The sequence below is a fragment of the Demequina phytophila genome, from assembly GCF_000971135.1.
Taxonomy (GTDB): Bacteria; Actinomycetota; Actinomycetes; order Actinomycetales; family Demequinaceae; genus Demequina; species Demequina phytophila.
The window spans coordinates 174,540-193,769 of sequence record NZ_BBLW01000004.1 but is presented as its reverse complement, the minus strand read 5'-3'; the positions used below and the strand labels follow the sequence as shown (position 1 = coordinate 193,769).

Below are 19,230 nucleotides of genomic sequence, written 5' to 3'. Positions count from 1 at the left end.
CTCATGCCTGAAAGCACCACCGTCCGTGTCAGCGTCGACTCCGGAGCCTTCGGCACCGTCGTGATGACTCGGACCCCCCGGCTCTCCTGGGCCACCGCCACCGCGGCGCCCGGCTGGACCCAGCAGTCCGCCGAGGTCTCGTGGACCGGCCCGCACGGCGCGCTCATCCGCGAGATCTCGGGCGCCGCGTCCGTGCTGGTCGCGTGGCCGTTCGCGCCGCTGCGCGACGGTGAGCGCGGCACCGTCCGGGTGCGCGTGCACTCCCGTGACACCGGGTGGTCGCCGTGGAGCGACGAGGTGCCGGTGCTGTGCGGCGTTCGCGACGGCTGGCCCGCGACCTGGATCGGCCACCCCGGGCCGCGCACCGAGCAGTGCCCGGTGCGCCTGCGTCGCACCGTCGAGGTCCGCGAGGGCCTGGTGTCGGCCATGCTGCACGCGACCGCGCACGGCGTCTACCAGGCGTACGTCGACGGCGTCGCCGTCGACGACGAGCGACTCAAGCCCGGCTGGACCACCTACGGAGTCCGCGACACCTACGCCGCGACCGACGTCACCCCGCTCCTCACCGAAGGCCCGCGCACGCTGACCGTCGACCTCGCCGCCGGCTGGTACTCCGAGCGGTTCGGCTTCCACGGCCAGGAGCGCTACGTCTACGGCGCGCAGCCCGCCTTCACCGGCGTCCTCACGCTGACGTACGCGGACGGCACGGTCGACGAGGTCGTCACGGACGGCTCGTGGGAGGTCACCGACGAGGGCCCGGTGATCGCCTCGGGCATCTACGCGGGCGAGCACGTCGACGCGCGCAAGGAGAACCCGACCACCTGGGTGCCCGCCGCATCGTCGCCCGTCGACGTCGCGCCGGTGCCGCGCACCAGCCCACCGGTGCGCGCCACCCAGGAGCTCGCCCCGATCGAGGTGATCCGCACGCCCTCGGGTGCGACGGTGCTCGACTTCGGTCAGAACCTCGTGGGGCACCTGCGCATCCGGGTCAGCGGACCGGCGGGAAGCACCGTCACGCTGCGTCACGCCGAGGTGCTCGAGAACGGCGAGCTCGCGCTGCGCACCCTGCGACGCGCGGCCGCCACGGACCGCTACACCCTCGCGGGCACGGGCGACGAGACCTGGGAGCCGCGCTTCACGTTCCACGGCTTCCGCTACGCGCAGCTCGACGGCTGGCCCGGAACCCTCGACCCCGCGAGCGTCACCGCCGTCGTCGTGGGTTCCGACATGCGGCGCACCGGGACCTTCGCGTCCTCGCACGCGCTGCTCGACCGTCTCCACGAGAACGTCGTGTGGTCCATGCGCGGCAACTTCCTCTCCATCCCGACCGACTGCCCGCAGCGCGACGAGCGCCTGGGATGGACCGGCGACATCCAGGTCTTCGCGCCCACCGCATCGTTCCTGCACGACGCGGACGCGTTCCTGTCCTCGTGGCTCGAGGACCTCGAGCTCGCGCAGACGGAGGACGGCTCCGTGCCGTTCGTGGTCCCGGACGTCCTCGACTCCGCGCACGTGGGCACGGCCGCGTGGGGCGACGCCGCGACGCTGGTCCCGTGGACGCTCTACCAGCGGTTCGGCGACCGCGACACGCTCGCGCGCCAGTTCGGCTCCATGACCCGGTGGGTCGACTGGATGGCCGGCCGCGCCGGCGAGAACCTCCTGTGGGAGGACGACTTCCAGTTCGCGGACTGGCTCGACCCGTCCGCGCCGCCGGAGAACCCGGCGGACGCCAAGGCCGACAAGGACCTGGTCGCGACCGCGCACCTGTTCCGCTCGGCGGACGTGGTGGCGCAGGCGGCACGGGTGCTGGGGGACGATGCCGCGGCCGGCAAGTACGGCGACCTCGCCTCCCGCGTGCGCGCGGCCTGGCTGGCGCAGTACGTCACCGCGAACGGACGCCTCATGTCCGACGCGCAGACCGCCTACGCCGTGGCGATCGGCTTCGGGCTGGTCGACGACGCGCGCCGTCAGGCGATGGGCGACCGCCTGGCCGACCTGGTGGAGCGCGCGGGCTACCGCATCTCCACCGGGTTCGTGGGCACCCCGCTCATCGCGGATGCGCTGTCCGACACCGGGCACGCCGATGTGGCGGGGCGTCTCGTCTTGAACGACGAGAACCCCTCGTGGCTCTACCCGGTCACCATGGGCGCGACCACCATCTGGGAGCGCTGGGACTCGATGCTCGAGGACGGCTCGGTCAACCCTGGCGAGATGACCAGCTTCAACCACTACGCGCTCGGCGCGATCGCGGACTGGATGCACCGGCGCCTCGCCGGGCTGGCCCCGATCGAGCCCGCGTACCGGCGGGTCGAGGTGCGTCCGCTGCCGATCGACGGGATCGACCGCGCACGCGCCACCTTCGAGTCCGCCTACGGCACGCATGAGGCCGGCTGGGAGCGGGTGGGGGAGAGCCTGCGCATCCGCGTGGTGGTGCCGCCGAACACCACGGCGCTGGTGCACGTCCCTGGCGGCGACGAGCCGGTCGCGGTCGGATCCGGCACCCACGAGTGGATGGCGCCCGCCCCGGCGCGGGCGGCCGCTTGGGAGGGATTCTCCTCGGAGACCCCGCTGGTGGAGATCCGCCGCAACGCCGGTGCCTATGCGGCCGCGAAGAGCGCGCTCGTGGGGGCGCTCGGGGCGGACGGCGCGGCGACCTTCCTCACCATGGTCGAGTGGGGTCCGCAGGCCACGTTCCGTCAGCACGCGCTGATGCTCCCGCCGGCGGCGATCTCCGCGCTGGACACGGCTCTCGCGGACGTGTGACCGATGCATGGCACGGCGCCGCGCGCGCCGTGCCATGCTGAGGCATGCGTAGCAGGACAGTCGCCGTCGTGGCGATCGCGCTCGCCCTCGCGGCGTGCGCGCCCCGCGGCGGCGGTGATGCGCGTGACGACCGCGACCCCGACGCGATCGGCACGGTGATCAGCGTCGACGACGCGACCGGGGTGATCGCGGTGGGCTTCGCGCCCGACCCGGGCTACGAGTACTTCGAGGGCACCACGTTCGAGTTCGCGGAGCAGGGCGCGATCGAGCGCCCCGACGGCGAGGCCGCGGTCGCCTCGGACCTCGACGTGGGCACCCGGCTCGAGGTATGGGTCGAGGCGTGCGCGGAGTCCTTCCCTGTCCAGTGCGCGGACCCGCTCGCGCGGATCCTCGAGTAGGCGCCGTGGCGACGATGCGCGGGCCGAGCCACACTGGTGCCATGCCCGACGTCGAGCTCGCCCTGGTAGGCGGTCCCACCGTGGTGATCGGCTACGCCGGCCTCACGCTGCTGACCGACCCGACGTTCGACCCGCCGGGGGAGTATGGGAACCTCACCAAGCTCACCGGCCCTGCCTTCGGTCCCGAGCACATCGGCCACGTGCATGTGGTGCTGCTGTCCCACGACGAGCATCCGGACAACCTCGACCGCGCGGGCCGGGCCCTGCTGGAAGGTGCGGGTCACGTGCTCTCCACGCCCGGCGCATCGTCCCGCGTGCCGGGTGTCGTGGGGCTCAAGCCGTGGCATTCGATCACGCTCTACGGTGCCCACGCGCCGGTGTGCGTCACCGCCGTGCCGGCGCAGCACGGGCCCACGGAGATGCGCGACCGGCTCGCGGAGGTCACCGGATTCGTGGTGAGCGCCGCCGGCTGGCCCACCCTGTACTTCTCGGGCGACAACGCGGAGGTGGAGGTCGCTGCAGCGGTCGCGCATCACTTCCCCGACGTGGAGATCGTGCTGCAGTGCGCCGGGGCGGCCCGCGTCGCGCGACTCGACAACGCGTTGCTCACCGCGGACGCCGCCCGCACCCTCGCGATCGCGGACCTGTGGCCGGCGGCGACGGTGGTGCCGGTCCACGTGGACGACTGGGCGCACTTCTCCGAGCCCCGCGCGGTGTTCCGCAGGGCGGTCGAGGGCGACCCGGCCCGCGACCGCATCGTCCTCCTCGAGAGGGGAGCCGCGGTGCGCGTCCCGCGCGCGTGGAGCGCGCCCGCCCACGCCTAGAATGGCCTGGTGACCCCCGAAGAGCTCTCCGCGACCATCCGCGCCGCCATCCTGGCCGGCATCGACGACAGCGACTTCCAGCTGTCCCCGTTCGACGTCCCGGAGGCGCGCGTCGAGCGACCGCGCCAGCGCGAGCACGGCGACTGGTCGACCAACGTCGCGATGCAGCTCGCGAAGAAGGCAGGCACGAACCCGCGCGAGTTCGCGGAGACCCTGGTGGACCGCCTGCGCGTGATCGATGGCATCGCGACCGCGGACGTCGCGGGACCGGGCTTCATCAACATCTTCCTGGACGCGGACGCGGCCGGCCTGCTCGCCAAGGGGATCGTCGACTACGGCGACGACTACGGTCGCGGTGAGTCCCTCACGGGTCACACCGTGAACCTCGAGTTCGTGTCCGCGAACCCGACCGGCCCCGTGCACCTGGGCGGCGCCCGCTGGGCGGCGGTGGGCGACTCGCTCGCGCGCCTGCTCGAGTTCCACGGCGCCGAGGTGATCCGCGAGTACTACTTCAACGACCACGGCGTGCAGATCGACAACTTCGCCAAGTCCCTGGTCGCGGCCATCCTCGGCGAGGACACCCCCGAGAACGGCTACGGCGGCGACTACATCCAGGAGACGGCCAACCGTGTGCTCATCGAGGCGATGGAGGCGGGCGACCGCGACCCGCTCGAGCTGCCTCGCGAGGAGATGCAGGAGTTCTTCCGTGCCCGCGGCGTCCACCTCATGTTCGACGAGGTCAAGCGCTCGCTGCACGACTTCGGCGTCGACTTCGACGTGTACTTCCACGAGGACTCGCTGCACAAGTCCGGCAAGGTCGAGAAGGCCGTCGCCGAGCTCAAGGACTCCGGCGCCCTCTACGAGGCGGACGGCGCCTGGTGGCTGCGCTCGACCGAGTACGGCGACGACAAGGACCGCGTGGTCATCAAGTCCGACGGCCACCCGGCCTACATCGCGGGCGACATCGCGTACATCCGCGACAAGCACGAGCGCGGCGCGGACCGCTTCATCTACCTGCTCGGCGCCGACCACCACGGCTACATCGCGCGTCTCAAGGCCGCCGCCGCCGCGCTCGGCTACGACGCCGACTCGGTCGAGGTGATCATCGGTCAGCTGGTCAACCTGGTGAAGGACGGCCAGCCGGTGCGCATGTCCAAGCGCGCGGGCACCGTGGTCACCATGGCGGACCTGGTCGACGCGACGTCGGTGGACGCCGCGCGCTACGCGCTGGCCCGCTCCAGCGCGGACTCGACCATCGACATCGACCTCGACCTGCTCGCCTCCGCGAGCAACGCGAACCCGGTGTTCTACGTCCAGTACGCGCACGCCCGCACCGCCGGCGTGGCGCGCAACGCCGCCGAGTACGGCATCCGCCGCGAGGACGGCTTCGACCCGTCGCTGCTCACGCATGAGACCGAGTCCGCCCTGCTGGGCATCCTGGGCGAGTTCCCGCGGATCATCGCGCAGGCCGTGGACTTCCGCGAGCAGCACCGCGTCGCCCGCTACCTCGAGGACGTGGCCGCCGCGTTCAACCAGTGGTACGACCGCACGCGCGTCACCCCGCAGGGCGACGAGCAGGTCACCGACCTCCACCGCACCCGCCTGTGGGTCAACGACGCCACCGGCCAGGTGCTGCGCAACGGCCTGCGCCTGCTGGGCGTCTCCGCTCCCGAGAGGATGTGACCGTGACCGCGCCCGTGTTCTCCCGGACCGTGCTGCGCGGCGAGGACGGAGCCCTGTCCGTGGGCGGCGTCGACGTGCGCGAGCTCGCCGGCCAGTACGGCACCCCGCTGTACGTGGTCGACGAGGAGGACATGCGGGCGCGCGCCGCCGCGTTCCGCGACTCGTTCACCGCCGCCTTCGGCCGCCACGGCGCCAAGGTGGACGTCTACTACGCGTCCAAGGCGTTCCTGTCCTCGAAGGTCGCGCGCTGGATGCGCGCCGAGGACCTCAGCATGGACGTCGCCAGCGGCGGCGAGCTCGAGCTCGCGCTGCGCGGCGGCATGCCGGCGGCGCGCATCGGGCTGCACGGCAACAACAAGTCCGACGCGGAGCTGCGGCGCGCGCTCGAGGTGGGCGTGGGGCGGATCATCGTCGACTCGTTCACCGAGATCGAGACCCTCGACCAGATCGCGCGCGAGCTCGGCACCACCGCGCCGGTCCTGGTGCGCGTCACCACCGGCGTGCATGCCGGCGGGCACGAGTACATCGCCACCTCCCACGAGGACCAGAAGTTCGGGCTGTCGCTCGCCTCGGGCGCCGCCTTCGACGCGCTGGTGGCCTGCCACGACGCCGCCGGCATCGACCTGCGCGGCATCCACACCCACATCGGCAGCCAGATCCTGTCCATCGAGGCGTTCCAGGAGAGCGCCGAGCGCATGCTCGGCCTGCGCGCGGCCTTCCTGGCGGAGCTCGGCGCCGACCTCCCCGAGGTCGACCTGGGCGGCGGCTACGCCATCCGGTACACGCCGCACGGCGAGGAGCTGACGCCGGACGATGCCGCCGCCGGGATGGCCGAGGCCGTCGCCGCGGCGGTGACGAAGGTGGGCGGCACGTGGCCGCACCTGTCGATCGAGCCGGGCCGCGCGATCGCGGGCCCCGCGGGCCTCACGCTCTACCGGGTGGGGGTGGTCAAGCAGGTGGGCCTCGACGACGGCGGCTCGCGGCAGTACGTCGCGGTCGACGGCGGCATGAGCGACAACATGCGCACCATCACCTACGGCGCGGAGTACACCGCCACCATCGCGTCGCGCCTGTCCGAGGCGGAGCCGGCGCTCAGCCGCGTGGTGGGCAAGCACTGCGAGAGCGGCGACATCGTGGTCCGCGACGTCGACCTGCCGCACGACGTCGCGCGCGGCGACCTGCTCGCGGTGCCCGCGACCGGCGCGTACGGGCGCGTGATGGCGTCGAACTACAACGCGGTGCTGCGGCCTGCCGTGGTCGCGGTGCGCGACGGCGCGTCCGAGGTGCTGATCCGCCGCGACACCCTCGAGGACCTCTTCAGCTGGGACGTCGCGCCCGACTGAGCCGGCGCATCGTCCCGCCGGCCGCGCCTCCGCTCGCGCGTGCGCGGCGGGCGCGGTTCACTGGGAGGGAGTCCCCGCGAACGAAGGGAGCCGCCGTGTCCGCCGGAGCCGAGAAGCCGCACCTGGGAGTCTTCGATCCCGCCCCGACCGACGAGTGGGAGGACGAGACCGACGACGACGCGGGCGACGTGATCCCGTTGGCCGCGGTCGACATGGAGATCCTGCATCCGCTCGGCCATCACGAGGGCTGATGCGCCGCAGGAAGCGCGCACGAGGAGGTGCGAGATGAGCGAGCAGTTCGCCGACGACGCGGAGGCGATGGCCCGGATGGAGGCCGCCGCCGAGCGCGAGCGGGAGGGTGAGGGCACCGCATACGACGCCTCCGTCGACCCCGAGGACGAGATCGACGAGGAGGCGCCCGCCGACGGCCCCGTGGTCCCCCTCGAGGACGAGCCCGAGGGGGACGAGGGCGGCGACGAGGCGCGCTACCTCTGAGGGGCCGTGCGGGTTACGCGCGGGCGGCCGCGACCGCGTCCGCGAGCAGGGTCGCGGGCCGGCCGATGAGCTGCTCGAGCGCGGTGCTGTCGGTGTCGAGCTCGCCCTTGGCGATGGAGCCGTCGATCGCGGCCCAGAAGCCAGCGGCGCCCGCGTCCATCCCGACCTCCTGGAAGGTGGTGGCGAGCTGCTCGACGGTGACGTCCGAGTGCGTGATCTCCGCACCCGTGACGGTCGACGCGGCCTCGGCGAGGTCCGCGAGCGTGAAGCGCGTGCCCGCGAGCTCGTAGGTGTCGCCCTCGGCGTCCTGGAGCAGCGCCACCGCGGCGGCCTCGGCGTAGTCCGCGCGGGTCGCGGCGGCGATGGTCGCGCCGCCGGTCGCGCCGAGCACGGTGCCCGTCTGGGCGTAGGTGTCGAGCTGGCCCGTGTAGTTCTCGAGGTACCAGGAGTTGCGCAGGATCGTCGCGGCGATCGGGGAGGCGGCGAGCGCCTGCTCGGTCGCGAGGTGCTCGGGGGCGAGCGGGTTGCTGGTGGTGTCGGCGCCCAGGAGGGACGTGTAGACGATGCGAGAGACGCCCGCGCGCTCGGCGGCGCCGATCACGTTGGCGTGCTGCGCGGCGCGCCGGCCCACCTCGGAGCCCGAGACGAGCACCAGGCGGTCGACGCCCGCGAGTGCCGCGTCCAGGGAGGCGGGGTCGGTGTAGTCGCCGTGGCGGACGGCGACGCCGCGCGCGGCGAGGTCCTCGGCCTTGGCGGTGGTGCGCGCGATCGCGACCACGTCGGCGGCGTGCGCGCCCCGAGCGAGGAGGCTCTCGACGATCAGGCGGCCCAGCTGGCCGCTGGCCCCGGTGACGGCATAGGTGGTCATGGCGATGTCCTTCCGTACGGCGGCGGGGCCCGATGCCGCGCCTTCCGCATGTACTAACTTTTCGTAAGTGCAGTCTATTCCGTTCGTATTCAACTCTTTCGACGTACAGTGGAGGCGTGGAGCAGACCGAGGTGCAGGACCCGACACCGCAGCTGGTGACGGACGTGTTCGCGCGCGCGTGCACCTCCCGTGCGGCGTTCGAGGACGTCACCTCCCGCTGGTCCTCGCTGGTGCTGCTCGCGCTCGCCGAGGGCCCGCACCGGTTCGGCGAGCTGCGCCGCCGCGTCGAGGGCGTGAGCGAGCGCATGCTCGCGCAGTCGCTGCGCGGCCTCGAGCGTGACGGGCTGCTGATCCGCGACGTCGCGGGCACCATCCCGCCGCGCGTCGACTACGCGCTCACGCCGCTCGGCGCGAGCGTCGCGGAGAGCCTGCGCGTGCTCGCGGACGTGCTCGAGGGCGCCGTCCCCGAGATCGACCGCGCGCGCCTGGACTACGACGCAAGGTGACGGCGCCGGGGTGCCCCGGCCGGTGCATCGTCCCCCTGCCAGGACCGCCGGGAGAGACCCAGCCATAACGCTAGAGTGGGAGCCGTGCCCAGCCCCCTGTCCTCCGTCAAGGTCGCCCTCCTCGGCCCTGGAACCGTCGGCTCCGAGGTGGTCCGCCTCCTGACGCAGGAGGCCGACGACCTCGCGGCGCGCGTGGGCGCGCCGCTCGAGCTCATCGGCGTCCACGTGCGCGACACGTCCCGCGACCGCGGCCCCCACATCCCCCGCGAGCTGCTCACGTCCGACGCGTCGGCGCTGGTCGCCGCCGCCGACGTGGTGGTCGAGCTGATGGGCGGCATCGAGCCCGCGCGCACGCTCATCCTCGAGGCGATCGCCGGCGGCGCGTCCGTGGTGACCGCGAACAAGGCGCTGCTCGCCGCGCACGGACCCGAGCTGTACGAGGCGGCCGACGCGGCACACGTCGACCTGTACTTTGAGGCTGCCGTCGCCGGCGCGATCCCCCTGGTCCGCCCCGTGCGGGAGTCCCTCGCGGGCGACCACATCACGCGCATCCTCGGGATCGTCAACGGCACCACCAACTACATCCTCGACGAGATGACCCGCAGCGGCCTGTCCTACGACGTGGCGCTGAAGCAGGCGCAGGAGCTGGGCTACGCGGAGGCGGACCCGACCGCCGACGTCGAGGGGCACGATGCCGCGGCCAAGGCCGCGATCCTGGCCTCCCTCGCGTTCCACCAGCGGGTAGCGCTGTCCGACGTCTACTGCGAGGGCATCTCCGCGATCACCGCGGAGGACGTGATCGCCGCGCGCGAGACTCACCAGGTCATCAAGCTGCTCGCGATCGCGGAGCGCACGCCCGACGGCGTCGCCGTGCGCGTGCACCCGGCGCTCGTGTCCCAGGACCACGTGCTCGCGGGCGTGCACGGCGCGTTCAACGCGGTGTTCGTCGAGGCGGAGTCCGCCGGCGGGCTCATGTTCTACGGCCAGGGCGCCGGCGGCACCCCGACCGCGTCCGCCGTGCTCGGCGACCTGGTGTCCGTCGCGCGTCACCGCGCGATCGGCGGCAAGGGGCCCCGGGAGTCGAATTACGCGGTCCGCGAGGTGCTGCCCATCGACGCCACGCGGACGCGGTACTGCATCCGCATGGCCGTCGAGGACCGTCCCGGCGTGCTCGCGGCGGTCGCGACCGTGTTCCAGAAGCACGGCGTCGGCATCGAGATCGTCCGTCAGGTGCCCGGGCAGACGCACGCCGGGCTCATCCTGTCGACCTACGCGGCTCCCGAGCGGGACCTGCGCGCGACCGTCGAGGACCTGCGCGCGTCCGACGCCGTCGCGGAGGTCAAGTCCGTGCTTCGTATCGAGGGGGAGTAGTCCGTGGCGCACGTGTGGGGCGGGATCATCCGCGAGTACCTGGACCGGCTGCCGTTCTCCCCGGAGGACCGGATCGTGAGCCTGGGCGAGGGCGGCACGCCGCTCGTGCACGCGCCTTCGATCTCCGCCGAGGTGGGCGCCGAGGTCTTCGTCAAGGTCGAGGGCATGAACCCGACCGGCTCGTTCAAGGACCGCGGCATGACCGCGGCCGTCACCCAGGTGGTGAAGGAGGGCGCCCACACCATCGTGTGCGCCTCGACCGGCAACACGTCGGCGTCCGCCGCGGCCTACGCCGCGCGCGCGGGCCTCCGCTGCGTGGTGATGATCCCCGAGGGCAAGATCGCGGCGGGCAAGATGGCCCAGGCGATCGTGCACGGTGCGGACCTGGTGCAGGTCGACGGCAACTTCGACGAGTGCCTCGACATCGTCCGCGACCTGTCCGAGCAGTACCCCATCGCCCTGGTGAACTCGGTCAACCCGTACCGCCTGCAGGGGCAGAAGACCGCGGCGTTCGAGATCGTCGACCAGCTGGGCGACGCCCCCGACATCCACATGCTCCCCGTGGGCAACGCGGGCAACATCTCCGCGTACTGGATGGGCTTCCGTGAGGCGCTCGCGGACGGATCGGCCACGCGCACCCCAACGGTGTGGGGCGTGCAGGCCGCCGGCGCCGCGCCCTTCGTCGCCGGTCACCCCATCAAGGACCCCGAGACCGTCGCGACCGCGATCCGGATCGGCAAGCCCGCATCGTGGGACCTCGCGATCGCGGCCCGCGACGAGTCGGGCGGCTGGATCCGCGCCGTCTCCGACACCCAGATCCTGTCCGCGCAGGCACGGCTCGCCGCCGACGTCGGCGTGTTCGTCGAGCCCGCCTCCGCGGCGCCCATCGCGGGCCTGCTCGCGGCCGCGGCGCTCGGCGAGGTGCCGAAGGGCGCGACCATCACCTGCACCGTCACCGGCAACGGGCTCAAGGACACCGCGACCGCGCTGGGCGACCGGTCGGTCGAGCCCATCGTGATCCCGGTCGACGTCGAGGCCGCCGCCGCGGCGCTCGGTCTGTAGCGGGGCGCGGCCATGGCCATGCGCCTCGCCGCGGACCACGTCCGCGTCTCGGTGCCCGCGACCGCGGGCAACCTCGGACCCGGCTTCGATGCGCTCGGCATGGCGCTCGGCCTGGTCGATGACCTCGAGGTGCGCGCCGTCGCGTCCTCCTCGGTGACCGTCGCGATCGAGGGCGAGGGCGCATCGTCCCTGCCCCGCGACGAATCCCACCTGGTGGTGCAGGCGCTGCGCGCGGCGCTCGACCACGTGGGCGCGTCCCAGACGGGGCTGGAGATCCGCGCCGTCAACCGCATCCCGCACGGCCGCGGCCTGGGCTCCTCCGCCGCCGCGGTGGTCGCCGGGATCGTGGCGGCGCGTGCCCTGATCGCGGAGCCGGAGGCCTTGCCGGCCGCGGAGGTGCTCACCCTGGCCAACGCGTTCGAGGGCCACCCCGACAACGCCGCGCCCGCCATCTACGGCGGCGCGACGGTCGCATGGAAGGACGCCTCCGGCGTGCACGCGCGTCCCCTCGTGGTCGCCGACGAGATCGAGACCGCGGTGCTGGTGCCCGGGTCCACGCTGCCCACCAAGGAGGCGCGCGCGGTGCTGCCCGCGAAGGTGCCGCACGTGGACGCGGCGTTCAACGTGGGCCGCGCGGCGCTGCTGGTGAACTCGCTGGCCGGCCGCCCGGAGGACCTGTTCGCCGCCACCGAGGACAAGCTCCACCAGAACTACCGGGTCGACGTGCTGGGACCGGCGAGCGCCATGGTCCGCGCGCTCCGCGAGCGCGGGCTGGCCGCCGTGGTGTCGGGAGCGGGGCCGTCGGTGCTGGTCCTCGGGACCGGTCTCGCCGAGGCCGGCCTGGACACCGGACGCCTCGACTGGGCCGACGGCGTGGGCGGAGACCGCTGGCACTGCATCCACACGCGGGAGCGCGTGCCGGGCGCGACCGGGGCGCGCCTGTAGCGTCGCCGCGCCCGCAGCGTCGCCCAGGCGCCGCCGGTCAGGCGGGACGGTCCTCGTCCCCGTCGCCGGGCTCCACGTCGTCCTCGTCCGCCTCGGCCTCCACCGACGCTGCCCATTCCTGCGACGGCGAGGCGTGGCCGAGTCCCGGACCGTACTCGTCGATGACCAGGGTCTCGGTGGCGGTCGGAGGTTCGACGGCCGCGTCCGCCTCCTCCCAGGACTCGTCCCATGCCTCCGGCTCGGCCGTGGGCTGCGGGTGCGCGAGCGTGATCGCGGCGAGCGATCCCGTCGCCGGGCTGAGCTCGCCGACGCCTTCGGGCAGCGTGCCGGCACGGCGCGCGCGGCGGAAGGCGCGGCGCATCTTGAGCTCGTACGCGTGCTTGCGCGGCTGCGGCACGGTGACGTGGAACAGCGGCCCCGACAGGCGGATGAGCACCGCCACGGCGGTCGACAGGATCAGGGTCACGATCGGCTCGGTGGGCCGTGCGAGCAGCACGTAGGCGATGCCGGCGCCCAGCCCGGAGATCGCGTTCGGCGGGCCCATGTACATGATCGACGAGGGCCTGCCCTGGAGCACGTCGCACAGCATCAGCCCGCCCACGGACGCGACCGTGCCGATCACGATCGCCGGCAGCCAGCGGACGCCCGACAGCAGCGCGGTGTTGACGCCCACCACCGCGAACACGCCGATGATGATCGAGTCCAGCCACCACAGCAGCTGCCCGAGCTTGCGCAGGTAGTACAGGAACAGCATCCCGACGCCCGCCGCGATGCCCGCAGCGATGAAGTAGGACGGGTCGCGCAGCGACTGCGGGGGGAGGCGCCCGAGCAGGATGTCGCGCATGATCGCCCCGCCGAAGCCCATCGTGGCGGACAGCGTGAGCACCCCGACGAGGTCGGTGTGCTCGTCCTCGCCGGCGCGGATCGCACCGCCGAGGGCGCCGATGAACACTGCGGCCACGTAGATCCACTGGGGCATGTCGATGAGATCCGCTGCGACGATCACGGCACGAGCCTACGGGCGCGCCCCTAGGCTCGTCGCATGGGATCTCGCAGATCAGCGCTGGTGCCGCCGGTGAAGGCGCTGCGGCTCGCGCTCGTGATCGTCGCGATCCTCGTCGCGGTGGCCGCCGCGGTCGGGCTCGTCGCGGGCGTGGGCGCCGGGGTCGGTGCCGCGCTCGGCGGCCTTACCGTCGTCACGGTGTCCCTCATGACGGGCCCGCGGTGGCACGCGGTCGCTCTGGGTCTCGCGATCGCCGTCCTCGCCGCGCTGGCGACGCTCGCGCGGGACGATGCCGCGGTCCTGGGCCTCCTCACGGCGGCCGCGGCCGCGGCGACGCTGCCCGTGGTGCTCCGCTACGGGCCGGTGTGCGGCACCGCTCCCGTGGTGATCGCGGTCGCGGGGACGTCGGCCGCGGACATCGGTCCATGGGCCGCGCTCGTCGGCGTCGCCGGAGCCGCCCTGCTGGTGCCGCTCGTGGTGGGGGCCCTGGGACTCGCGCGGCTCACCCCGGGCACCGTCGGGCGTCGCATCGGCATCGCGTACGTCTCCGCGCTCGCTGTCGGCGCGGGTCTGGCGATCGGCGTGGCGACCGCGCTCGACGTCGAGCACGCGCTGTGGCTCGTGGTCGCGCTCACCGCGGTGCTCGTCCCCATCCGCGCAGAGACCACGCCGCGCGCGCGGCGTCGGGTGGTCGGCACCGTGCTCGGGACGCTCGCCGGGGCGGTGCTCGCGACGCTGCTCCCGACGGGGCTCGCGAACGTGCTCGCGGTGGTCGCGGCGATCGGCGGCGTGGCCTGGACCCTGGTGAAGGACGAGGTCCGGGGCTCCGCGTTCACCGCGGCCGTGATCGTGCTGCTCGCGGGAGCCGCATCCGCGGCCGGTGCATGGGATGCGGCCGTGCAGCGCATCGGCCTCACGATCGTCGGCGTCGTCATCGCGGTGGCCCTCGCGCTGCTGATGGCCCGGCTCGAGCGCGAGGAGGCGCGGCCATGACCATCAGGCCCGCGGGTCCCGAGGACCACGAGGCGGTCGCCCGCATCTGCCTCCTCACCGGAGCGCAGGGCGAGGACGCCACCGGACGGTTCGGCGACGACGCCGCGCTGGCGGACGTCTACGCCACGCCCTACCTCCACGGGCCGGGCGCGTTCTGCCTGGCCTGGGACGTGGACGGGGAGGCGCGCGGATACGTGCTCGGCACCTCCGACACCGTGGCGTTCCAGCGATGGTTCGTCGAGGAGTGGTGGCCGGCGGTCGGGACGCGTCACGCGGAGCGCACGGCGGATGACGGATGGCTGCTGGCGTCCGCGGCGGACCCGTCGCGGATGCTCATGCCGCGGCTCGACGAGTTCCCCGCGCACCTCCACATCGACCTGCTGCCCGACCAGCAGGGGCGCGGCGCGGGCCGCCTGCTCATCGAGGCGGCGTGCGAGCTTCTCGCCGCGCGCGGCGTGCGCGGCGTCCACTTGGTCGCCGAACGCGCCAACGCCGGCGCCCAGTCCTTCTACCCGCGTGTGGGCTTCGAGGCCATCGCTGGGGACGATGCGGTGGTCACCTTCGCGCGCACCCTCGCCTGACCGGTCGGCCCGGGTTGCGGAGTGAGTGCTCACTCACTTAGTCTGGCCGGGTGGTGACCACGACCAGGCGGGCCCGCCCGATGTCCCCGGAGGACCGGCGCGAGCAGATCCTCGACGCGGCGATCCCGCTCATCCTCGAGCGCGGCGCCGAGGTCACCACGCGCGAGCTCGCGGACGCCGCCGGGATCGCCGAGGGCACCGTGTTCCGGGTGTTCTCCGACAAGGCCGAGCTGATCGACGCCGCGGTGGCGCGGGTGATGGACCCGGCGGCGACGCTCAGGGTGCTCGAGCAGATCGACCCGGCGCTGCCGCTCGAGGTCAAGATCGAGCACATCGTCGCGGTGCTGCACAGTCACGTGCGAGGGGTCGTGCGGTTCATGACCGTGCTCGGCCCGCGCGAGCATAAGCGCCACGCGCCGGGAGACGACCACCCGCATCGTCGCCCGCCCCTGGCCGAGACCACGAGCGTCGTCACCCGCCTGCTCGAGCCCGACCAGGACCGACTTCGCGTTCCCGTCGCGACAGCGGTCGATTACCTGCGCATCCTGGTCTTCGGGACCACGATGCCGTTCCTCGCCACCGACGCGGCCTCGGATCCCTCCGAGCTCGCCGACTTCATCCTGCGCGGCATCGCCACGGAAGGGGACTGATTCCATGCTCTGGAGACTTCTCGTCTCATCGGTCAGGCCGTACTGGTCGCTGCTCCTCGGGGTGGTCGTGTTCCAGCTCGGCCAGTCGATCGCCAACCTGTACCTGCCCACCCTCAACGCCGACATCATCGACAACGGCGTCGCGGCGGGTGACGTCGGCTACATCTGGAGGATGGGCGGCTGGATGCTGCTGCTGTCGTTCTTCCAGGTCGCGTGCACCATCGCCGCCGTCTACTTCGGCGCGAAGATCGCCATGCGCGTGGGTCGCGACCTGCGCGGCCAGATCTTCGGCCGGGTCGCCTCGTTCTCCGAGGCGGAGGTCCAGAAGTTCGGCGCCCCGTCGCTCATCACGCGCACCACCAACGATGTCCAGCAGGTCCAGATGCTGGTCCTCATGACGTGCACGCTGCTCATCTCGACGCCGTTCACCGCGATCGGCGGAGTGATCTTCGCCATCCAGCAGGACGCGAAGCTGTCGTGGATCATGGCGATCGCGATCCCGTTGCTCCTGGTGATCGTGGTGAGCATCGTGTCGCGCATGGTGCCGCACTTCCGCCGGATGCAGGTCCGGATCGACGGCATCAACCGCGTGCTGCGTGAGCAGCTCACCGGAATCCGCGTGATCCGCGCGTTCGTGCGGGAGGGTCAGGAGGAGGAGCGCTTCGCGGACGCGAACGCGCTGGTCACCGAGTCCGCGGTGAAGGCAGGCCGACTCATGGCGTCGATGTTCCCCCTGGTGATGCTCGTGGTGAACATGGGCTCGGTCGCGGTGATGTGGTTCGGTGCCGAACGGATCAACAACGGTGAGATGCAGGTGGGCGCGCTCACCGCGTTCCTCAGCTACCTCATCCAGATCCTCTTCTCTGTCCTCATGGCGACGTTCCTGTTCGTCCTGGTGCCGCGCGCGTCCGTCGCCGCGGACCGCATCGGCGAGGTCCTCGAGACCGACAGCACCGTGGTGCCGAGCGGCAAGGCGCTCGCGGTGCCCGCCGCCGGCGAGGTCGTGTTCGACAACGTCACCTTCACCTACCCGGGCGCCGAGCAGCCCGTCCTCGCGGACATCAGCTTCACGGCGCGCCCCGGCACCACCACCGCGATCATCGGCTCGACCGGCGCGGGCAAGTCGACCCTGGTCAACCTCATCCCGCGCCTGTACGACGCCTCGGGCGGCACCGTCAGCGTGGGGGGCGTCGACGTCCGCGACGCGGAGCTGGAGTCGCTGTGGTCACGCGTCGGCGTGGTGCCGCAACGTCCGTACCTGTTCGCGGGAAGCGTGGGCAGCAACCTCCGCTTCGGCAAGGACGATGCGACGGACCAGGAGATCTGGGACGCGCTCGCCATCGCGCAGGGAGAGGACTTCGTGCGCGCCATGCCGGAGGCGCTCGACAGCGCCATCGCGCAGGGCGGCACCACCGTGTCGGGCGGCCAGCGCCAGCGCCTGTCGATCGCGCGCGCGCTGGTGCGGCGCCCCGAGGTGCTGATCTTCGACGACTCGTTCAGCGCGCTCGACACCGCGACCGATGCCCGCCTGCGCGCGGCGCTGGCCCGCGAGGTGACCGACGCCACGATCATCGTGGTCGCGCAGCGCGTCTCGAGCATCGTCGACGCGGACCAGATCCTCGTGATGGAGGACGGCCGCATTGTCGACCGCGGCACCCATGCGGAGCTCCTCGCGAGCTCCGAGACGTACCAGGAGATCGTCAGCACCCAGCTGCGCGCGGAGGAGGCGGCATGAGCGAGACCACGACCGACGACAAGCCGTCGACGCCCCGTCCGCCCCAACAGCGTCAGCACGGCCCCGGCGGCCCCGGCATGGGCGCCCCGGGGGAGAAGGCGCAGGACTTCAAGGGCTCGGCGATGCGTCTGGTGCGGCTGCTCGGACCCGAGAAGCTGCTCGTGTACCTGGTGATCCTCCTCGGCGCGGCGTCGGTCGCCCTGAGCGTGGTCGGCCCCAAGATCCTGGGCAATGCGACCACGGTGATCTTCGAGGGCTTCACCACCGGCACCGGGATCGACTTCCCCAAGCTCCACGGGATCCTGTGGAGCGTCGCGGCCATCTACGTGGTGTCCGCGATCCTCGCGCTGGTGCAGGGCCTCGTGCTCAACGGCGTCACCCAGCGCACCGTCTACCGGCTGCGTCAGCGCGTGGAGGACAAGATCCACGACCTCCCGCTCAGCTACTTCGACCGCCATCAGCGCGGAGACCTGCTCAGCCGCGTCACCAACGACATCGACAACATCTCGCAGACGCTGCAGCAGACGCTGAGCCAGCTGTTCACGTCGGTGCTCACCGTGATCGGCATCCTCATCATGATGCTGTCGATCTCGTGGGAGCTCGCGCTCATCGCGATCGTCTCGATCCCGCTCACCACGGTGATCGTGGCGATGGTCGCGAAGCGGTCGCAGCCCAAGTTCGTGGCGCAGTGGAAGCACACCGGCGACCTCAACGCCCAGATCGAGGAGGGCTACACGGGTCACGCGCTCGTCAAGGTGTTCGGCCGCAACAAGGAGACGCAGGAGGAGTTCCGCCGCAAGAACGAGGAGCTCTACGAGGCGAGCTTCGGCGCCCAGTTCATCTCCGGCATCATCATGCCCAGCGCGATGTTCGTGGGGAACCTCGTCTACGTCGCGATCGCGGTGGTCGGCGGCATCATGGTGACCAACGGCCGCCTCCCGTTCGGCGACATCCAGGCGTTCATCCAGTACTCGCGCCAGTTCCAGCAGCCCATCAGCCAGCTGGGCTCGATGGCCAACCTGCTGCAGTCCGGCGTGGCGAGCGCGGAGCGGGTGTTCGAGCTGCTCGACGCCGATGAGCAGGAGCCCGACGAGGACCCCGCGCTCACCCCGAGCGACGACCACGGCCGCCTGGTGTTCGAGGACGTGTCCTTCCGCTATGTCGAGTCCAAGCCGCTGATCGACCACCTCGACCTCACCGTCGAGCCCGGCCGCACGGTCGCGATCGTGGGCCCCACCGGCGCGGGCAAGACCACCCTGGTCAACCTCATCATGCGGTTCTACGAGCTGTCCGGCGGGCGCATCACGCTCGACGGCACGGACATCGCGCACATGACGCGCGACGACCTCCGCTCGCGCACCGGCATGGTCCTCCAGGACACGTGGCTGTTCGGCGGCACCATTCGCGAGAACATCGCCTACGGCCGTTCGGACGCGACGGACGAGGAGATCCTCGACGCCGCGAAGGCGGCGTACGTCGACCGGTTCGTGCACTCGCTGCCCGACGGCTACGACACCGTCCTCGACGACGACGCGACCAACCTGTCCGCGGGCGAGCGCCAGCTCGTCACCATCGCCCGCGCGTTCGTCGCGCAGCCGCAGGTGCTCATCCTCGACGAGGCGACCTCGTCCGTGGACACCCGCACCGAGCTGCTCGTGCAGCGCGCGATGGCGAAGCTGCGTCAGGACCGCACGGCGTTCGTCATCGCGCACCGCCTGTCGACCATCCGCGACGCGGACCTCATCCTCGTGATGGAGAACGGGTCGATCGTCGAGCAGGGCAACCACGCCGAGCTGCTCGCCGCGAAGGGCGCGTACGCGCGCCTCTACGAGGCCCAGTTCGCCGCCCCGATCGACGAGGTCGAGGCGCCCATCGACGAGGTTCACCCCGAGACCGAGGCGGTCCCGACCACGTTCGACGACCCGTCCGTGCCGCACCCCGAGGGTCCCGCGCACGCGGGCGAGCCCGCCTGACCTCACCACAGCGACAGGGGACGATGCGCGGGTCGGG

18 protein-coding genes are annotated in these 19,230 nt (G+C 72.4%); 16 read left to right on the top strand and 2 right to left on the bottom strand.

What is annotated here, in order from left to right; translation table 11 throughout:
• The first annotated feature begins 3 nt into the window (after positions 1-3).
• The 7 genes from AOM01_RS07830 to AOM01_RS07805 all read left to right on the top strand — a co-directional run bounded on the left by AOM01_RS07830 (position 4) and on the right by AOM01_RS07805 (position 7,506).
• Positions 4-2,763 (top strand): family 78 glycoside hydrolase catalytic domain, encoded by a 2,760-nt coding sequence (locus tag AOM01_RS07830; RefSeq protein WP_062291484.1) that lies wholly within the window; start codon positions 4-6, stop codon positions 2,761-2,763.
• A gap of 44 nt (positions 2,764-2,807) precedes the next feature.
• On the top strand, positions 2,808-3,161 hold the full coding sequence (locus AOM01_RS07825) for a hypothetical protein (protein ID WP_156155895.1): 354 nt from the start codon (positions 2,808-2,810) through the stop codon (positions 3,159-3,161).
• 41 nt (positions 3,162-3,202) lie between these two features.
• Positions 3,203-3,985, top strand: a complete 783-nt coding sequence (locus AOM01_RS07820; protein WP_228374251.1) for an MBL fold metallo-hydrolase — start codon at positions 3,203-3,205, stop codon at positions 3,983-3,985.
• Positions 3,986-3,994: 9 nt separating this feature from the next.
• Positions 3,995-5,668 carry an arginine--tRNA ligase gene (gene argS, locus AOM01_RS07815; RefSeq protein ID WP_062291478.1) on the top strand — a complete coding sequence of 558 codons (1,674 nt, stop codon included), beginning with the start codon at positions 3,995-3,997 and terminating at the stop codon, positions 5,666-5,668.
• Positions 5,665-7,011: a diaminopimelate decarboxylase gene (gene lysA / locus AOM01_RS07810; protein WP_439645113.1), complete on the top strand. Its 1,347-nt coding sequence runs from the start codon at positions 5,665-5,667 to the stop codon at positions 7,009-7,011. Before argS ends, lysA begins: the two co-directional genes overlap by 4 nt.
• Positions 7,012-7,106: 95 nt before the next feature.
• A complete protein-coding gene (locus AOM01_RS14370) occupies positions 7,107-7,262 on the top strand; it encodes a hypothetical protein (protein WP_156155894.1) in 156 nt (51 codons plus the stop codon).
• 34 nt (positions 7,263-7,296) lie between these two features.
• Entirely contained in the window at positions 7,297-7,506 is a 210-nt protein-coding gene (locus tag AOM01_RS07805; protein WP_062291472.1) for a hypothetical protein, read from the top strand.
• 13 nt (positions 7,507-7,519) lie between these two features.
• On the opposite strand, the gene AOM01_RS07800 is transcribed toward AOM01_RS07805, so the two are convergent.
• Positions 7,520-8,374 (bottom strand): NAD(P)H-binding protein, encoded by an 855-nt coding sequence (locus AOM01_RS07800; RefSeq protein ID WP_062291469.1) that lies wholly within the window; start codon positions 8,372-8,374, stop codon positions 7,520-7,522.
• Between the two features lie 116 nt (positions 8,375-8,490).
• On the opposite strand from AOM01_RS07800, the gene AOM01_RS07795 reads away from it, so the two are divergent.
• The 4 genes from AOM01_RS07795 to thrB all read left to right on the top strand — a co-directional run bounded on the left by AOM01_RS07795 (position 8,491) and on the right by thrB (position 12,258).
• Positions 8,491-8,880: a winged helix-turn-helix transcriptional regulator gene (locus AOM01_RS07795; RefSeq protein ID WP_228374250.1), complete on the top strand. Its 390-nt coding sequence runs from the start codon at positions 8,491-8,493 to the stop codon at positions 8,878-8,880.
• Between the two features lie 84 nt (positions 8,881-8,964).
• Positions 8,965-10,251, top strand: a complete 1,287-nt coding sequence (locus AOM01_RS07790; protein WP_062291853.1) for a homoserine dehydrogenase — start codon at positions 8,965-8,967, stop codon at positions 10,249-10,251.
• A gap of 3 nt (positions 10,252-10,254) precedes the next feature.
• Complete coding sequence (gene thrC / locus AOM01_RS07785) at positions 10,255-11,313, top strand: threonine synthase (RefSeq protein WP_062291466.1); 1,059 nt, start codon at positions 10,255-10,257, stop codon at positions 11,311-11,313.
• A gap of 12 nt (positions 11,314-11,325) precedes the next feature.
• The gene (gene thrB, locus AOM01_RS07780) at positions 11,326-12,258 is read left to right on the top strand and encodes a homoserine kinase (protein WP_062291463.1); all 933 of its coding nucleotides are present in this window, start codon (positions 11,326-11,328) and stop codon (positions 12,256-12,258) included.
• Between the two features lie 37 nt (positions 12,259-12,295).
• On the opposite strand, the gene AOM01_RS07775 is transcribed toward thrB, so the two are convergent.
• On the bottom strand, positions 12,296-13,264 hold the full coding sequence (locus AOM01_RS07775; protein WP_062291461.1) for a trimeric intracellular cation channel family protein: 969 nt from the start codon (positions 13,262-13,264) through the stop codon (positions 12,296-12,298).
• 36 nt (positions 13,265-13,300) lie between these two features.
• Between AOM01_RS07775 and AOM01_RS07770 the strand changes: the two genes are divergently transcribed.
• The 5 genes from AOM01_RS07770 to AOM01_RS07750 are packed head-to-tail and all read left to right on the top strand — an operon-like array spanning position 13,301 to position 19,193.
• Positions 13,301-14,254, top strand: a complete 954-nt coding sequence (locus AOM01_RS07770; RefSeq protein WP_082110088.1) for an FUSC family protein — start codon at positions 13,301-13,303, stop codon at positions 14,252-14,254.
• Complete coding sequence (locus AOM01_RS07765) at positions 14,251-14,835, top strand: GNAT family N-acetyltransferase (RefSeq protein ID WP_062291453.1); 585 nt, start codon at positions 14,251-14,253, stop codon at positions 14,833-14,835. Before AOM01_RS07770 ends, AOM01_RS07765 begins: the two co-directional genes overlap by 4 nt.
• A 50-nt stretch (positions 14,836-14,885) precedes the next feature.
• Positions 14,886-15,485, top strand: coding sequence for a TetR/AcrR family transcriptional regulator (locus AOM01_RS07760; protein ID WP_156155893.1), 600 nt, complete (start codon positions 14,886-14,888; stop codon positions 15,483-15,485).
• A gap of 4 nt (positions 15,486-15,489) precedes the next feature.
• Positions 15,490-17,220, top strand: a complete 1,731-nt coding sequence (locus AOM01_RS07755) for an ABC transporter ATP-binding protein (protein ID WP_062291447.1) — start codon at positions 15,490-15,492, stop codon at positions 17,218-17,220.
• Positions 17,217-19,193 carry an ABC transporter ATP-binding protein gene (locus tag AOM01_RS07750; RefSeq protein ID WP_082110087.1) on the top strand — a complete coding sequence of 659 codons (1,977 nt, stop codon included), beginning with the start codon at positions 17,217-17,219 and terminating at the stop codon, positions 19,191-19,193. Before AOM01_RS07755 ends, AOM01_RS07750 begins: the two co-directional genes overlap by 4 nt.
• Positions 19,194-19,230 lie beyond the last annotated feature (37 nt).

What these genes read in the sequence shown, in the direction of transcription:
- AOM01_RS07830 (WP_062291484.1), top strand. Translation starts at nt 4, where the DNA reads ATGCCTGAAAGCACCACCGTCCGTGTCAGCGTCGACTCCGGAGCCTTC.
- AOM01_RS07825 (WP_156155895.1), top strand. Translation starts at nt 2,808, where the DNA reads ATGCGTAGCAGGACAGTCGCCGTCGTGGCGATCGCGCTCGCCCTCGCG.
- AOM01_RS07820 (WP_228374251.1), top strand. Translation starts at nt 3,203, where the DNA reads ATGCCCGACGTCGAGCTCGCCCTGGTAGGCGGTCCCACCGTGGTGATC.
- AOM01_RS07805 (WP_062291472.1), top strand. Translation starts at nt 7,297, where the DNA reads ATGAGCGAGCAGTTCGCCGACGACGCGGAGGCGATGGCCCGGATGGAG.
- AOM01_RS07800 (WP_062291469.1), bottom strand. Translation starts at nt 8,374, where the DNA reads ATGACCACCTATGCCGTCACCGGGGCCAGCGGCCAGCTGGGCCGCCTG.
- thrB (WP_062291463.1), top strand. Translation starts at nt 11,326, where the DNA reads ATGGCCATGCGCCTCGCCGCGGACCACGTCCGCGTCTCGGTGCCCGCG.
- AOM01_RS07770 (WP_082110088.1), top strand. Translation starts at nt 13,301, where the DNA reads ATGGGATCTCGCAGATCAGCGCTGGTGCCGCCGGTGAAGGCGCTGCGG.
- AOM01_RS07765 (WP_062291453.1), top strand. Translation starts at nt 14,251, where the DNA reads ATGACCATCAGGCCCGCGGGTCCCGAGGACCACGAGGCGGTCGCCCGC.
- AOM01_RS07755 (WP_062291447.1), top strand. Translation starts at nt 15,490, where the DNA reads ATGCTCTGGAGACTTCTCGTCTCATCGGTCAGGCCGTACTGGTCGCTG.
- AOM01_RS07750 (WP_082110087.1), top strand. Translation starts at nt 17,217, where the DNA reads ATGAGCGAGACCACGACCGACGACAAGCCGTCGACGCCCCGTCCGCCC.